Source organism: Enterococcus sp. AZ119 (genome assembly GCF_050546175.1).
GTDB classification, from domain to species: Bacteria; Bacillota; Bacilli; order Lactobacillales; family Enterococcaceae; genus Enterococcus; species Enterococcus faecalis.
In genome coordinates this window covers 517,671-534,415 of record NZ_CP172951.1, presented here as the reverse complement: position 1 = coordinate 534,415, position 16,745 = coordinate 517,671, and the positions used below count along the sequence as shown (strand labels likewise).

Here is a 16,745-nt window from a genome sequence, read left to right as displayed (position 1 = left end):
CTTTTCTTCATTTTTTATTGAGAAGCCACACTTGGTAGCATAAAAATATAATGCAAAATACGATCCGCATACGATGGATTTTTTTCAAAGTCATTGACTTCTTCATTGACTAACTCCAAATCATCGGTAATCACTCCAGCAACGTCCATAAAGAGCATTTTACTTAATACCTCTGAGTCATTAACTGTCCAAGCATAAACTGCTTTTTTCTGTTGGTCAGCTTTTAAAATGAAGGTATCGTTCAACGTGGTAGCTTCCATTGTATACAAATCAGCTTGTGTTTCTGGAAAAGTGAAATTATAGGGCAAAATAAAACTTACTTTTACTTTTGATTTGGCTTTTTTAAACGCTTTGATCACATTGTAGTCGAGAGATTGAACCTGATGGTTATTCTTTATCAAAGGACGTTCATATTTTTCAATAAAGTTAGATAGCGCACCTTGACTATCTTGTTTAGACGTTTTAATTTCTACTAGTAATTTTTGTTTGGCTTGGTTTGCTTTCGCTAAATAATCATCAAAACTGGCAATTGGTGCTTCTTGGCCATTTTCTTTAACGGTCATTTTTGTTAATTCAGCCAACGTAAATTCTTGCGGCGTGCCATCAACGCCGGCGAGTTCTTGAAGGTTTGCATCATGCATCACAACAAATTGATGGTCTTTGGTTTCTTGAACATCAATTTCAATATAATCTGGTTTAAATTTAATGGTTCTTTCCATAGCAGGAATAGTATTTTGTACGCCATTACTATTGGTGACCCCTCGATGCGAAATAATCAAAGGTTTTGATTCTAATAGCCCTGTTAAGTAAACAGCGTTGAAAATTATATAGCCGCCAAAAATGGTGAATAGTCCTAGGCCCATTCCGATAGTCACTAATTTATTACGTTTCGTTTCTTTGTCAAAGGCAACTTTTGTCGTCGTTTCTGCTTGAACATTTAATTGTGTATATAAGAAATTAATCAGTAATACTGAAAGCCAAGCATTAGAGACAAACTGTAAAAATTGGACAACCGTTAAATTTAAAATACCACCTAGCAAGCTAATGGTATCGCTCAAGGTATCTAACTTCAACTGTAGAAGATAAAGTAACACATAAATAACATACGTTGAAACAAATACCGCGATCGTCACAAATGCAATATTACGAATAATGAACCATAATCGTTTGTTTGTCATTGACCAACTAGCCTTAACTGCCTCGCCCGCTTTTTTTCTCTCCAGAATCATTAATGGAAGCGTGTAAATGAAACGAATAGCTAAATACCAGACTAATAACCCAAAGGCCAGTAACCCAACCAAGTAAGGAATTCGTTGGGACAAAAATTCAACAATAAAATCTGGAATCACAAATTTCGTCAATAGATTACTTTGGAAAATCAGGTTACCAAAAGGGACAATGACAACAAAATAACCTAAAAAGAATAACCACGAACGGGCACCTTGCTTTTTAAGAACCTTAAAAGATGCCTTGGTAACTCCTTTAAAATGAAAGCGATGGTCTTGCCGTATTTGAAAAATCCCTAATAATAAAAAGGTAAACTGATAAAAAACTGCACCTAAAAAAAGTAACAACAAGAGAATTAATAACACCAGAGCAAGCGGCTTTTCTAACAATAAATTCAGGTTATTAAACGAAAGATAAGGAATACCTTGAGTTTTTAGTGCGTTGGAAGTAGCCCAACTAAAAGCCCCACCCACCAATAATAATAAGACATTTAAAGTAAAAAATAACCATAAGTACTGCAAGATGTCTTTAAAAAATTGCCTTGTTCCATTTTTAAATGTTTGCCAAGCAGACATACAAACTCCTCCATTCTAAAAGTATCTGATTAAAGTTCTTCCATACGAATCCTAAATAAAACAACGGCAATCCAAATTGAAATAAATGATGGCACAATAACAATAATGATTGCGACTGGCTCATCAATAGTCCCTTGTAACGTATTTTTTACTTCTGAAGAAACAATAAACTGATCAAAAATCACTTGATAAATAGTAACATAAATCAATACCCATTGAATATAATATTCAATTATTTTCATTAAAGCGATGGGTAAAACAATTTTTTTCGTCGTTAAATTCAATAAAAAATATAACAAAAGACTCGTACTGATGATAACGACTATCCCTAAAAGAAATAACGACTCTAACCGCTGCCCTATTACGTTTGCAACGCCCATTGTTAATAATAAATACATAGCTACCGAAATTAAGATGCTCACACTTAGCATAACAGAAAACAAAAGTAATGCCTTAAGAAAAAGCCACTTATCAACTCTTTTATTTCCAATCAATAAACCTAAAAGAATCACCGACAAAAGTAAAATCAATTCAATCATTCGTTCCTCCTCCCAAAACAAATGAAAACAAATTCATATGTTCGCGTTTATTTTATCAAACCAAAATGGATTTGTAAAACATTTCACATGTTATTTAATAAACGACTATTACTAGAAAAAAGACAAGGCAAGTTTCCTTTATTTAGGAAACTTGCCTTGTCTTTTTATTCTTTTTACTTCGTTATTTTTTGATAGTTTGCGAATAATTGATTCGCATCTCCTTCTCCATCAATTTTCTTGAGATGGCCGTTATCTATTTTAAACATAGATGGCACATGTAAAACTTTATTTTCTCGGATAAATGTTGACCATTCCTTCATGGTCTCTTTGTTGGTTAATTCTACATAGTAAACCTGTTTAGGTGCTTGCAATAGTTTCTCGAAATCCTGACAATCTGAACAGTTTTTCTTTTTTAAAACAACATAAAATGTTTCGCCAGAGTGTTTTTTTTCTTGATACTCATTGAAACTTAATTCCTTTTTATGCGGAATAAATGTAAAACCTACCAACAAACTAAGTAACAAAATTAACAGACTGAACGAAATTTTTTTATTCATGTTTTTTCTTCCTTTTTAGTTTGTCTAATTTTTTCTTTTTTTATTTTTTGTTATGCCAAAGCTAATAGCCACTATAAGGACAATTAAACCTGCGATCATGTAAAGTGGATTTACTGTTATATTAGTCATTGGTAAATGAATTCCTTTACTTGCTGATTTTCCAAAATTGACTGGGTTCGTTGGCGCTTGATGATTTGTAGGCGTCAACGGTTTTTTCGGTTTTAGCGGTTGTTTAGGTTCAGGTTTTTTTGGGTCTTCTGGCGTTGGTGCAGGCGGTGTTACGGTTGGCTTGTTGGAATGCAACACGTCACCTTCGTTGCCAAAGTTTAAGTCGGCTTGGTTGGGAATGCCACCTTGTTCAATATAAGGTGCTAATTCTTCGTCCGTTGCGCTAGCTTTGATTGTTGTGGTAATAGTCATTGTGTATGTATGACCACTCAAATAGGCATAACTATCGTCTTTTTTGTTCATTTCAAAAGTTACTCTGTTATTTTCTTGTGTTACTGTGCCATTGGCTGTAACATCTTTGCCAGTTTCGTCAGTGACTTTCACGTCTGTAATGTCTAACACTTTATTAATGTCATCTACCATGCTAGCTTGGGTCCACGTGCTTGTTTCGTTGCCAAAGGCTGTTTTGACATTCCATTTAAATTCTTGGTCACGGTTGGTTAAATCTAAGTGATCTTGACCTTCGATATCTTTTGTAATCGTTGGATCTTCTGGCGTTGGTGCAGGCGGTGTTACGGTTGGCTTGTTGGAATGCAACACGTCCCCTTCGTTGCCAAAGTTTAAGTCGGCTTGGTTGGGAATGCCACCTTGTTCAATATAAGGTGCTAATTCTTCGTCCGTTGCGCCGTCTTTAATTTTAGTGGTAATAGTCATTGTGTACGTATGTCCAGCTAAGTATGAGTAGCTGTCTGCTTGTTTGTTCATTTCAAAAGTTACTTTGTTATTTTCTTGTGTTACTGTGCCGTTAGCTGTAACATCTTTACCATTTTCATCTGTGATTTTTACATCAGTGATATCTAGCACTTTATTAATGTCGTCCACCATGCTAGCTTGGGTCCACGTGCTTGTTTCGTTACCAAAGGCTGTTTTGACGTTCCATTTAAATTCTTGGTCACGGTTAGTTAAGTCTAAATGTTCTTGGCCTTCGATATCTTTTGTAATCGTTGGATCTTCTGGCGTTGGTGCAGGCGGTGTTACGGTTGGCTTGTTGGAATGTAACACGTCACCTTCGTTGCCAAAGTTTAAGTCGGCTTGGTTGGGAATGCCACCTTGTTCAATATAAGGTGCTAATTCTTCGTCCGTTGCGTCAGTTTTAATTTTAGTGGTGATAGTCATTGTATACGTATGACCATTTAAATAGTCATAGCTGTCTGCTTGTTTGTTCATTTCAAAAGTTACTTTGTTATTTTCTTGTGTTACTGTGCCGTTAGCTGTAACATCTTTACCATTTTCGTCGGTGACTTTCACATCAATGATATCTAGCACTTTATTAATGTCATCTACTAAACTGGCTTGGGTCCAAGTGCTTGTTTCGTTACCAAAGGCTGTTTTGACATGCCAATCGAAACTATCTTCACGATTGGTTAAATCTAAGTGCTCTTGATTTTCGATATCTTTTGTAATCGTTGGATCTTCTGGCGTCACGTCACACGCATGCGCATTGTCATTTTTAGGAATCGTCGCTTCTGGAAATTCCTTAGCAATTGTTCCTTGATTCATTGTCCCACTACTTACAAGGGTTGCTGCATCGATCGCTGTATTTTCTTTGACTTCGTAGTGAATCGTGATGTTTCCTACGTAACCTTCTGTACTAGTTGCTGAAATGGTTTGTCCGTTAATTTGAACAGGCACATCATTTCCAGCATCGTCCGTAGCGGTCGCCGATTGAATATCAAATTGATTGGCAATCGTTAATGAAGCTGTTGCTGGTGTCGATTGCGCCAGACGATCTTTGACAATTTGTTTTAATTGGGTTGTAAAATCATCAATAGATTGGCTTGTAATAAAATCTTCTGGTGTGCTAGACCCTTGTTGCAACTCTTGTTTTACAAAAGGACCCACTTCTGTTTTATATTTATCAAAGTATGAATTCACTGAACTTAAAGATTCAACACTTTCCCAATACGCATTAATCATTTCATAGCCTTGGTTAGTAATTTCTTGGTTTAACGCTAAAACTTCTGCTGCTGCACCTTGATAGTCATTACTATACTCAACCGAAACTTGAAAAGGATGTCTTGGATCTGGATATTCATTGATTGAATCATTGGTGTTGGTTTTATGCAAGTAACCATCTAAACGTGTATTAGCGACCCCATCTGTCACTAATAAGAAATATGTTTTTCGATTCGTTAAATCTCCGTGTGTTTGATTGTACGTATCTAAAGCAAGTTTCAAGCCTGAGGCAGTTGGTGTACCACCATACGTCCGAACATCTCCAAATCCAGAGACAAATTGGCTTTTATCATGGGTTAATTGAGTATCAACACGCACATTCATATCATAATCAGCTGAATTAATTTTTACTTTTCCATCAGGAAATATAAATTGTTTTCCGCCACGATACGAAGCCAGCATCACGCGGTCTTGATCAGATAATCCTTGAACCACTTCATCAATCGCTTGTCTTACATGTGGAAAATTATCTGAAAAACTACCACTGGCATCTTCAACAACCACTAAATCAACCGGTTCCGTTTCACCCGCTTGAACTGGGAAAGCAGCTTGTCCCTCCAATATCCGTTTACAATCAGCTAGACTGTCGTCTTTCACTTTCACCGTATTGGTCATTCCTTCTCTATCTCCTGCTTTAACCACTCCTTCGGCTAAAGCCAATGTGGGACTGAAATTTCCCACAACTGTTCCAGCGACAATCACCATTGTCGATAATAATTTCGTTGCTTTCTTAAACATTTTAATCCTCCCTATTTTCTTTCGCTAGTGTTTGGGACACTTGCTTCTCTTTACTTCAACTACAGCTCCTTAAATCTTTCATCAAGTCGATGTGTCTCCTTGCTTTTGTGACACATCTCTTACTCAATTTCTGATTCTATCACCTTTAAAGGCTAAAACTTGGCAGTATTCGGCTCTTGAAAACGTAAAATTTGTCTTTTAAAAATTAATGAAAAGACTATCCACTAACAAAGTTGGTTTTCACTTACTTTTTGCTACTTGATTCCTTTTAAGACTCTTTTTTTACACAAAAAAAGTAAAAGAACCTTTACAGTCCTTTTACTTAATTGTTAGATGCTATTCATAATTTTCTTAGTTTTGTTCTATAAGCTGAATAGTTTAGCCTGTTTATTTCAACAATATTTGACGTTAGTCAGCCGTTTCGTTATAGTTAAAGAAAAGGCTTTTTGGTAGGAGTGAATACGATGAATGAGTGGCCCCATCAGTTAATGACGCTTTTAACCCCACTTTTTGAGCTATGTATTTTAGGACTGAATGTTTTTTCGATTATTGTTTTAGTTTGGGGTGTTTGTTTAGCAGGAAAAGATTTCATTAAAAGTGAACGACAAAATCAAAGCCGCTTTACCTTAACCAAAATGAATACGTTCATCAAAAACTTCCTTGGTAGCTACATTCTGTTAAGTTTAGAAATTTTAATTGCTGCTGATATTATTGAATCCATTGTCAAACCAACTTTTCAAGATATTTTGAAATTGGCAACCTTGGTGATCATCCGTACAGTTATTTCTTATTTCTTACATAAAGAAATTGAAGACACTATGACCGATATGGAACAACAAGAAAAAGAACCAGATACCCAAAAAAATTAGCGGGTACGCTGGTTCTTTTTTATTTAATCGCTTTAAAATAATGAAGTGGTTCGTTAGACAAACGCTGCATTTTACGTTTTTTATCTTCAATAATTGCTAAAATCTCGTCTGAAAAATTTTCCAAAATAACACGGCCGCCTTTATAGGTGTGACCACCCATTTCAGCAACTTCGCTGGCCGTCAAAATGACTTTACGATGCGCAATTTTTTTGAAAAATTCTTCAATTAAGTACGTCGGTAAGTAAAAATTATTTTGAGCAGAAAATGATTCCAAATAAATAAAATCATCGATGCTGATGAAACAATCATCCATCGATAAGTATTCAATTGATCTGTCTATATATAATTCACGCTTTTGTAAAATTTCTTTGACTTTTTTATTTAATAAATTCAATGATTCAATTTCTTTAACCAAATGTTCTAGTTCACGATAACGTACTTCTTTTCGCTCTTTGTAAGATGAATGTAAGGCGGCACTTGCTGTGACTATTAGCGCACCGACGATTACACCGACCATTCCGGCGATAAAAACAAACATATTTTTCCCCTCGCTCTTTTCTAATTTTCCATTTTAGTATAACATAATCCAAAAGTTTCGGATAAAAAATGACACAAAATTTTTCAAGCGACTTCGTTGACCTTTATTGACCAAAGAGGTATACTTTTCATAGGCATTCAAAGTGCTTTGTGATAGAATGACTTTAAAAGTTTCTTTATATAGGAGGATTTACTTATGAATTTAATTCCAACAGTTATTGAACAATCATCTCGCGGTGAACGTGCTTATGACATTTACTCTCGTTTATTAAAAGACCGCATCATTATGCTAAGCGGCCCTATCGATGATAACGTGGCAAACTCAGTGATTGCACAGTTATTATTCTTAGATGCCCAAGATTCAGAAAAAGACATTTACTTGTACATTAACTCTCCTGGTGGTAGCGTTTCTGCAGGCTTAGCGATTTTCGATACCATGAATTTCGTTAAAGCGGATGTCCAAACGATCGTATTAGGAATGGCAGCTTCAATGGGTAGCTTCTTATTAACAGCTGGTCAAAAAGGCAAACGTTTCGCTTTACCAAATGCGGAAATCATGATTCACCAACCACTTGGTGGCGCTCAAGGGCAAGCAACAGAAATTGAAATTGCTGCTCGTCACATTTTAGACACTCGTCAACGTTTAAATTCAATTTTAGCTGAACGAACTGGCCAACCAATTGAAGTGATTGAACGTGATACCGATCGTGATAACTATATGACTGCCGAACAAGCAAAAGAATATGGTTTAATCGATGAAGTAATGGAAAATAGTAGCGCCTTAAATTAAAAATAAAAAAAATGGAAACAGCGACAGTCGCTGTTTCCATTTTTTTTATTTTTCAATGTATCCACGTAATTCTTCTTCAGTGACACTTTCGTCAAAGATATGCTCACCAATGATGATCGTTGGTACAAATTGAATGTGCGCCGCATTGGCTTCAGCAATCACTGCGGAAACAAGCGTTGCATCTTTTTGTTCTTTTAAGCCCAGATTTTTTTCAGCATACGTCGCTACTTCTTCTAAGGTTAAGTTTCCCCATTCATCTTGCGTAGCAAACATTTTATGCAATGCTGACAGCGCTTGTTCAGGCGCTGAATAGTCAATGTAGTGATGCATCACATTGCCGCGTTGTAAACTTTCTTTTTCTTTATCAAACAACTTAATGATACGTTCAACTTTACCACTTTTGACAGATTGTGCTAACAGTTCCTCAGACTCTTCAAACCATTTTCTGCAATAAGGACAGCGAACATTGATAAATTCTATCATTTTGACAGGGGCATTGCTCTCACCAATGTGAAGCCCTGTTTCTGTGTTAACTTTTGTTGCATCAATTACTGAAATATCCATAAAAACCTCATCCTTTCAAACCTTTATTTCTCTTTTAGTATACCGTTTTTCAATAAAAAAATCATAAGACACGAATTCAAATTTTCTGAATTCGTGCCTCTGTTCACTTTTTTAACGATTAATCGAACGAGCCATTCTAGCAACAGTATGTCTTTTCCCACGTATCGCATCAGAAAGCTCTTTAATATTTTCAATACCAACTAAGCCCATATTGGCATCGCCAATATGTTGAATATCTACGCCTAAAATTTTATTTCTAATGCCGATTGCTTGGATAACTTCAGGTTGAGCACTTTCTTGTGAAGTTCCAATGGCACTCATAACTAATTTTCCTTTTGAATGTGCAAAATCCACAACTTCTTTGACTTGTTGATCATCGATGCCCCAAACCGTGCCGACTGCTGGGACTAAGACAATATCAGCACCCGCTTCAATAAATTGTTCAGCTGATTTTAAACTGACCACTGGTTCATCTACGCCTGAACTGTGCATTTTTCCGGCAATAATGATGCCGTCAAAATGTTTTTTGGCTAAGGCCACGTTCTTAGCAATCAAGTCGTTGGTCACGCCAGTTCCTGGATTACCTGTCAATAAGATAAAATCCAAACCCAGTTCATTGGCTTTTTTGAAAGTAGCTGCTGATGCTTTTCTACCTGGTTCAATCGAAACTCTCGTTGAAGCTAAGTCTAAATTTTCATCAACAGGTTCGACATTCATGCCAATCGGTAAACCGACTAGTTCTTTCAAACGATGAACAACCTCATCATTAGGGACACATGTTTCCGCAGTATATTGCCCTTCATAAGCGGCTACTACAATCGGTTGATTAACATCGAAAACATTCAATAAAATCATGTCTGCGCCATATGCTTTTGACATTTCCGCACAAGTGATATCACCTGCTACGGATGGATGAACTACCACATTTTCCGATAAAATTACGCGCCCTTCGCTCGCTTTAATACTCTGAAACAGCTCTTCTTTTGACATCCGTTTGATTTCTGATGCATTTGCACTAATTAATCGTTGAACCATTTTGACCCCTCCAATAGTTTTTAATGTTTTAGTTAAAAACAGCAATAAGTAATCGCTTGCATTTTATTACATGCAACATTCGTGCCAACGTCGTTTCTTTAAACCACAGGTCAACACTACATTTCAGTGCTACACACTTTTTACACACTTTAATTTTTTTTACACGCTTAAAGAAAAAGTGAAGGATAGCACTTCAAACGGAAATGTTATTCTTCACTTCTGGAGCAGAAAAGTTACGCACTTTTTTCTCGTAATTTTTCTGCAAATTCATTAATTTTTCGAATACGATGATTAATACCTGACTTAGAAATAGCTCCTGAAGGAATCATTTCCCCTAGTTCTTTGAGACTAACTTCCGGATACTCTAACCGTAATTCTGCGATTTCCTGAAGTTTCTCCGGTAATGACGTCAGCCCTACTGTACTTTCAATAAATTGAATATTTTCAATTTGTTTTGAAGCCGCATCAATGGTTTTATTTAAATTCGCTGTTTCGCAATTCACTAAACGATTTACTGAATTCCGCATATCACGGACAATCCGGACATCTTCAAATTTCAACATAGAGTTCGTGGCACCAATTAATGTTAAAAAGTCGGCAATTTTTTCAGCACCTTTTAAATAACAAATATACCCATTTCGGCGTCCCAATGTTCGAGCGTTTAAGTCATAGTAATTCAACATCTTACAAATATCATTATTGTGTTCTTCATAAATTGAAAAAATTTCTAAATGATAGCGACTTGTTTCCGGATTATTAACTGAGCCAGAAGCCATGAAGGCTCCACGTAAATAGGAACGCATTTTTTGCGCGTTACCCATGATTTCATTTGACACATTGCCATTAAAAACGACCCCATCCATAATATCCAAATCAGCTAGAATTTTTTGTGTATCTTGTTTTAGACGCACAATGTAAACATTATTTTTCTTTAGTTTCATTTTTTTACGAACTAATAATTCTGCTTGTGCATGGTAATGATCTTTCAGCAATGAATACATTCGACGAGCAATTGCAGCATTTTCCGTTTGTACATTCAAGACAAACTGTTGATTAACTAAGCTAAGTGAGCCGTTCATCCGAATTAATGCTGCTAATTCTGCTTTCGCGTGTTCTCGATGGACTTCTAAACCAGTTAACTCTTTTTTGACATCCGAGGCAAAAGACATCTAAGCTCCTCCTCTCTTGATTCTTTTGATTAATTAATATTTCGTTCCAAATACGATACGGAAAAGTTCTTCAACAACTTTTTCCCCATCATGAAAAACTCCGCCATCTCTTAATTCTAAAAAGTCTGTCGAAATGACTCGGCATCCTTCTTCACGTAATCCTTGAAAATCATGCTTTACTTGAACTAAATATTCATCATAAATTTCAGGATCCATGTAATTTTCTGGTACTTTTTCTGTGTTAACCAGCACTGTATCAACAAACTGCGCTTGTAGATGCTCGTTTAAGACACGAACATGATCGGCATCCGTAAAATGTTCCGTTTCCCCTTTTTGGGTCATGATGTTACAAATATAGACTACTTCCGCTGCCGTTTGTTTGATGGCTTCACCAATTTCTGTAATAACTAAATTAGGTAAAATACTTGTAAAAAGACTCCCCGGTCCTAACACGACCATGTCTGCTTCTTCAATTGCTTTGACGACTTTGCGCGCAGCTCTTGGCTGTTCTTCTCCGTGTGTATTTGTCACAAACACATGGTCAATCGTCTTGCGATCCAGTGCAATTTTTGATTCTCCCACCGCCACTGAGCCATCTTTAAATACGGCATGTAACGTTAATGGCCGTTCTGATGATGGATAAATCCGTCCATCAACATGCATCATTTTTGAAAGCAATTGAATCGCTTCATACGTACTTCCTCTCATTTCTGAGACAGCAGCAATGATTAAATTACCGATTGCATGATTGGCAAAATGACTATCTGATTTATCAAAACGATATTGAAAAATATCTTCATATAATTGTGGCATATCTGACAGTGCCACTAAAACATTTCTTAAATCTCCCGGAGGTGTCATGTTATTAATAGAGGAACGAAGCTCGCCACTACTGCCGCCATCATCAGCGACCGTTACGACGGCAGTAATATCAACACTTTGATTTCTTAAACTTTTTAAAATTACTGGCAAGCCTGTTCCACCACCAACAACCACAATCTTCGGTTTACGAATTCGATAGGTTTTCATTAAGAGCGATTAACCGTTTCTTTTCTTTTTAAGCGGTCGCGGTGGGTAATATTTACATGGTAATCTTCCTCTTTTAATTCAGCGCCAACACGTTCTGTCAATGCAACAGAGCGATGTTGTCCGCCAGTACAGCCAATTGCAATGGTGACGCTACTTTTACCTTCTTTTTTATATCCAGGTAAGACTGTTCGCAGTAAATCGATAAATTTTGTATAAAATTCATCTGTTTCTGGGAAGCCCATCACATAATCATAAACAGGTTGATCCATTCCAGTTAACGGTCGTAGTTCATCAATATAATGGGGGTTAGGTAAAAAGCGAACATCCATAACGATATCTGCATCAATCGGCAACCCATATTTAAAGCCGAAGGACACCATTTCCACTCGAAATTCGTGTGTCTCTCTCGTTGCTAGTTCTTTATTCAAACGTTCCCGCAATTGACGAGGGGACAAGTCCGTAGTGTCAATAACCAATTGAGCATCCGCTTTAATTTCTTCCAGCATTGCACGTTCTTTACGAATACCTTCTGTCACTAAACCATCCATCGCCATTGGATGCGCACGCCGTGTCTCTTTATAACGAGAAACTAACTCTTCATCGGTGGCATCTAAAAATAAAATCGTTGTATCAATAAAATTAGTATTTTCAAGTTCGACTAACATATCCTGAATTTCTCTAAAGAAGGTCCGTGAACGTAAATCAATCACTAACGCAATCTTGGTAACTTTTCCAGATTCTTTAATTAATTCCCAAAATTTTGGGATTAAGCTTGGTGGTAAATTGTCGATACAGAAATAGCCCATGTCTTCAAAGCTTTGAACAGCGACTGTTTTTCCAGCGCCACTCATTCCTGTAATAATAACCAGTTGTAAATTTTCTGGCATATTCAACACTCCCTTCACTTGCATCACTATATTATAACACCCCGGGCGTATCAAAGAAAGCTTTTCAATCATTCTTATAAAGATTTCTATTCTTTCATAGAAAAACAGCATTGACATTTTTGTCAACGCTGTTTTAATTGCTGAATTATACTATATAACTCTGTGTTATTTTAATACAAACTCAATTTCTGTTTTATCAGTAAAATTAGCTTCAAACTCAAATTGTTTTACTTGTTCATTCACGGCTAACTTTTTCGTAATGTGTTCTTTAATTTGTTCATTTGTAGCTGTTTTGATTGACAATCCATCTAAAAGAGTCATGATTTTGTCTTGTGCTGCCTTACCTTCTAATTCTAAATCAGCAGATTCATCTTCATACGTTGCTTCAATTGTTCCGTTCGATTTTATTTCATAGGTGAACTCAATTTCATTTTCGTCGTATTCGATTTCTACATCAATCTCTTGAAGACTGGCAACAGTTGGTGTCGGTGTGGTTAGTTCATTGTCTGCTGTTTCATGGTCTCCACCAACTTCAGGAGTTACGGTTTCCCACTTAAAGGTGCCAATTTTAGCTGTTGCTAGATAGGGATTATTAATGGTAATGACTTTCAATTGAAGGTCTGAATGGTTGGCGATATCTGTTAAAATCCCCAGAGCCTGATATGTATTTTGTGTAAAACGTGTCGCAATATTTTGCGCATCAATTGTGGAATAGCCTAATGTTTCCCAGGTGATTTGTTGCTTTAATTCCTGATGAATGGCTTGTACTGTCGCCGGCTCCAATTGAATGCCCGTTGCTTCTTTTAAGTCTTTCTTGGTAAAACTCATTACTTTTTCATGGTCTGATTGTGAAATTAAAGTAGCTGCTTCCATTGTGTTACTATGTACAAAAGGTGTGATTCCGATAGCTAAGACCATTCCTGCTGTTAATAAACTTGTTGTTATTTTTTTGTTTTTCATTTAAGACTTCCCTTCGTGTTCATTGTTATTTTGTTAACAAACATAGTATATCTTTTAATTACACATTAAGTCAACATTTATTTTTAATTTTTATTAAAAAATATTTGTTATTTTATAATAAAAGAACCTTGTTTCCCATAAAAACAAGGTTCTTTATCTAATCATTAATGTTTATTTCAGAACACGTTTTAAATAATATCCTGTGTAACTGTCTTTGACTTTAGCAACTTCTTCTGGTGTTCCTGTCGCCACGATCGTCCCACCACCGTCGCCACCTTCTGGCCCTAGATCAATCACATGATCCGCAGATTTGATGACATCCAAGTTATGTTCAATCACTAAAACGGTATTGCCCGCTTCCACTAAACGCTCTAATACTAGAAGCAATCGCGCAATATCATCGGTATGCAAGCCGGTTGTTGGTTCATCCAGAATATAAAAGTTTTTCCCATTAGAATTTTTATGAAGTTCACTCGCTAGCTTCATCCGCTGTGCTTCTCCACCAGATAAAGTAGTTGCTGGCTGCCCCAATGTCACATAGCCTAAGCCTACATCCACAATTGTTTGCAATTTACGATGAATTTTAGGGATATGTTTGAAAAATTCTACGGCATCTTCCACCGTCATATCTAAAATATCAGAAATGTTTTTGCCTTTATAATGAACTTCTAACGTCTCAGAATTATAACGTTTGCCATGACAAACTTCGCAAGGCACATAGACGTCAGGTAAAAAGTGCATTTCAATTTTGATGATACCATCCCCGCGACAAGCTTCACAACGGCCACCTTTGACGTTAAAACTAAAGCGGCCTTTTTTATAGCCACGAACCTTGGCTTCATTTGTTTGGGCAAACAAATCGCGAATGTCATCAAAAACACTAGTATAAGTCGCTGGATTACTTCTTGGTGTTCGACCAATTGGACTTTGATCAATGTCAACAATCTTTTCAATGGCTTCATAACCAGTGATACTTTTGTGTTTCCCAGGTTTATTGGAATTACGATTTAATTTTTGGGCCAGTGCTTTTTTCAAAATTTGATTGACTAAAGTACTTTTCCCTGAACCTGAAACGCCTGTGACAGCAACAAATTCACCCAGCGGAAATTCAACACTGACATTTTTTAAATTATTTTCACTGGCACCAGTGACTTTGATCGCTTTGCCATTACCTTTGCGACGTTCTTTTGGTACAGGAATCACTTTTTTCCCAGAAAGATATTGTCCAGTCAATGAATGCGGATTTTTAGCAACCTCTTCCGGCGTACCAGCGGCTACAATTTCACCGCCCAGATGTCCAGCACCAGGTCCCACATCAATCAAGTAATCCGAAGCCATCATTGTATCTTCATCGTGTTCCACCACAATTAATGTATTGCCTAAGTCCCGCATTTTTTTCAATGAGTCAATCAAGCGGTCGTTATCTCGTTGATGCAAACCAATTGACGGTTCATCTAAAATGTAAAGGACGCCTGATAAGTTTGATCCAATTTGTGTTGCTAAGCGAATTCTTTGTGCTTCTCCGCCAGAAAGTGTACCAGCAGCTCGACTTAAGGTTAAGTAATCTAACCCGACATTTTTTAAGAAGGTTAACCGATCTTCGACTTCTTTTAAAATTGGCCGAGCAATCGTTGTTTCTTGTTCAGATAAAGACACACCTTCAAAAAATTGGACCGCATTTTTTATTGCTAATTCACTGACTTCACCAATGTGCGTGCCATTGATTTTTACAGCTAAAGCTTGCGGATTCAAACGATACCCTTGACAGCTTCGACAAGTCAATTCTGTCATGTATAACCGCATTTGATCTCGTGTAAAATCGCTATTTGTTTCATGATAACGTCGTTTAATATTTTTTAAAATCCCTTCAAATGGCACTTCCACATCACGAACACCACCAAAGTCATTTTCATAATGAAAATGAAAGTTTTTCTCGCCAGAACCATTTAAAATAATTTCTTGTTGGTCTGCAGGTAATTCTTCAAACGGCGTATCCATATCAATCCCAAAACTGGTGGCTGCTTGTTCCAACATTTGTGGATAATATTGGGAACTAATAGGGTTCCACGGAACAATGGCTCCTTCTCTCAAGGTTTTAGTGGGATCTGGAATCACTAAGTCTTTGTCCACTTCTAATTTAACACCTAAACCATCACAATCGGGACAAGCGCCAAATGGTGCATTAAATGAAAACAAGCGCGGTTCCAATTCACCGACTGTGAACCCACAATAAGGACAAGCATAATGTTCACTAAACAACATCTCTTCTTGACCAATCACATCAACAATTGCGTAACCTTCAGCTAAACGCAAAGCCGCTTCAAACGAATCAAACAAGCGAGAGCGAATGCCTTCTTTCACAACGATACGGTCAATCACAATCGCAATATCATGTTTTTTATTTTTTTCAAGTTCTGGTGCCTCACTAACATCATAGGTTTCACCATCCACCCGCATTCTGACATACCCTTCACGTTGGATCATTTCAAACACTTTTTTATGTTGGCCTTTTTTCTTGACCACAACAGGCGCCAAAATTTGAATTTTTGTTCGCTCTGGTAGCTCTAAGACTTTATCAACCATCTGTTCAACAGACTGACTGGTAATTTCAATATGATCGTTAGGACAAATTGGATGACCTACCCGAGCAAATAACAATCGTAAATAATCATTGATTTCTGTGACCGTCCCCACCGTTGAGCGTGGGTTTTTACTTGTCGTCTTTTGATCAATTGAAATAGCTGGACTTAAACCATCGATGCTGTCAACATCTGGTTTATCCATCTGTCCCAAAAATTGTCGCGCATAAGCAGAGAGACTCTCTACATAACGTCGTTGCCCTTCTGCGTAAAGCGTATCAAACGCTAATGAACTTTTGCCAGAACCAGATAGTCCAGTTACAACAACCATTTTGTCACGAGGAATCGTGACATCAATATTTTTTAAGTTATGGGCGCGTGCACCATGAATCACAATTTTATCATTTGCCATATATGTTCTCCTTTTACTAAATCTCTTACGTCAAATCATTTCAAGTCATTCTATAGAGAAAAGATTAGTAAAAGATACGATGGTTCATCGTATC

The 16,745-nt window shown here is 36.8% G+C and carries 14 protein-coding genes; 2 read left to right on the top strand and 12 right to left on the bottom strand.

The genetic code is table 11. The features are described 5' to 3' along the window. Positions 1-14 precede the first annotated feature (14 nt). The 4 genes from IGL37_RS02600 to IGL37_RS02585 form a co-directional block, all read right to left on the bottom strand. Positions 15-1,802 carry a glycerophosphoryl diester phosphodiesterase membrane domain-containing protein gene (locus IGL37_RS02600; RefSeq protein ID WP_033917981.1) on the bottom strand — a complete coding sequence of 596 codons (1,788 nt, stop codon included), beginning with the start codon at positions 1,800-1,802 and terminating at the stop codon, positions 15-17. Positions 1,803-1,831: 29 nt separating this feature from the next. After that, complete coding sequence (locus tag IGL37_RS02595; RefSeq protein WP_033917980.1) at positions 1,832-2,341, bottom strand: SA1002 family membrane protein; 510 nt, start codon at positions 2,339-2,341, stop codon at positions 1,832-1,834. Positions 2,342-2,514: 173 nt separating this feature from the next. Beyond that, complete coding sequence (locus IGL37_RS02590) at positions 2,515-2,898, bottom strand: bacteriocin (protein WP_002358745.1); 384 nt, start codon at positions 2,896-2,898, stop codon at positions 2,515-2,517. A 24-nt stretch (positions 2,899-2,922) separates the two neighbouring features. Continuing rightward, positions 2,923-5,820 (bottom strand): isopeptide-forming domain-containing fimbrial protein, encoded by a 2,898-nt coding sequence (locus IGL37_RS02585; RefSeq protein WP_430598808.1) that lies wholly within the window; start codon positions 5,818-5,820, stop codon positions 2,923-2,925. A 464-nt stretch (positions 5,821-6,284) separates the two neighbouring features. Here IGL37_RS02585 and IGL37_RS02580 point away from each other — a divergent pair, with 464 nt between their 5' ends. Then, positions 6,285-6,689 carry a DUF1622 domain-containing protein gene (locus tag IGL37_RS02580; RefSeq protein WP_002386155.1) on the top strand — a complete coding sequence of 135 codons (405 nt, stop codon included), beginning with the start codon at positions 6,285-6,287 and terminating at the stop codon, positions 6,687-6,689. Between the two features lie 19 nt (positions 6,690-6,708). Here IGL37_RS02580 and IGL37_RS02575 read toward each other — a convergent pair whose 3' ends face one another. Beyond that, entirely contained in the window at positions 6,709-7,227 is a 519-nt protein-coding gene (locus tag IGL37_RS02575) for a hypothetical protein (protein WP_002355635.1), read from the bottom strand. A 195-nt stretch (positions 7,228-7,422) separates the two neighbouring features. Between IGL37_RS02575 and clpP the strand changes: the two genes are divergently transcribed. Beyond that, on the top strand, positions 7,423-8,016 hold the full coding sequence (gene clpP, locus IGL37_RS02570) for an ATP-dependent Clp endopeptidase proteolytic subunit ClpP (RefSeq protein ID WP_002355633.1): 594 nt from the start codon (positions 7,423-7,425) through the stop codon (positions 8,014-8,016). A 45-nt stretch (positions 8,017-8,061) separates the two neighbouring features. Here clpP and IGL37_RS02565 read toward each other — a convergent pair whose 3' ends face one another. The 7 genes from IGL37_RS02565 to uvrA form a co-directional block, all read right to left on the bottom strand. Next, positions 8,062-8,580, bottom strand: a complete 519-nt coding sequence (locus IGL37_RS02565) for a DsbA family protein (RefSeq protein ID WP_002361283.1) — start codon at positions 8,578-8,580, stop codon at positions 8,062-8,064. 111 nt (positions 8,581-8,691) lie between these two features. Next, the gene (locus IGL37_RS02560) at positions 8,692-9,615 is read right to left on the bottom strand and encodes a PEP phosphonomutase (RefSeq protein WP_002358737.1); all 924 of its coding nucleotides are present in this window, start codon (positions 9,613-9,615) and stop codon (positions 8,692-8,694) included. 233 nt (positions 9,616-9,848) lie between these two features. Next, the gene (whiA, locus tag IGL37_RS02555) at positions 9,849-10,784 is read right to left on the bottom strand and encodes a DNA-binding protein WhiA (RefSeq protein WP_002358736.1); all 936 of its coding nucleotides are present in this window, start codon (positions 10,782-10,784) and stop codon (positions 9,849-9,851) included. A gap of 33 nt (positions 10,785-10,817) precedes the next feature. Next, on the bottom strand, positions 10,818-11,813 hold the full coding sequence (locus tag IGL37_RS02550) for a gluconeogenesis factor YvcK family protein (RefSeq protein WP_002355627.1): 996 nt from the start codon (positions 11,811-11,813) through the stop codon (positions 10,818-10,820). After that, complete coding sequence (gene rapZ, locus IGL37_RS02545; protein WP_002355625.1) at positions 11,813-12,700, bottom strand: RNase adapter RapZ; 888 nt, start codon at positions 12,698-12,700, stop codon at positions 11,813-11,815. The genes IGL37_RS02550 and rapZ overlap by 1 nt, the downstream gene beginning before the upstream one ends. Positions 12,701-12,865: 165 nt before the next feature. Next, positions 12,866-13,660 carry a YusW family protein gene (locus tag IGL37_RS02540; protein WP_002370766.1) on the bottom strand — a complete coding sequence of 265 codons (795 nt, stop codon included), beginning with the start codon at positions 13,658-13,660 and terminating at the stop codon, positions 12,866-12,868. 171 nt (positions 13,661-13,831) lie between these two features. After that, on the bottom strand, positions 13,832-16,651 hold the full coding sequence (gene uvrA / locus IGL37_RS02535; protein ID WP_002361280.1) for an excinuclease ABC subunit UvrA: 2,820 nt from the start codon (positions 16,649-16,651) through the stop codon (positions 13,832-13,834). Between the last annotated feature and the right edge of the window lie 94 nt (positions 16,652-16,745).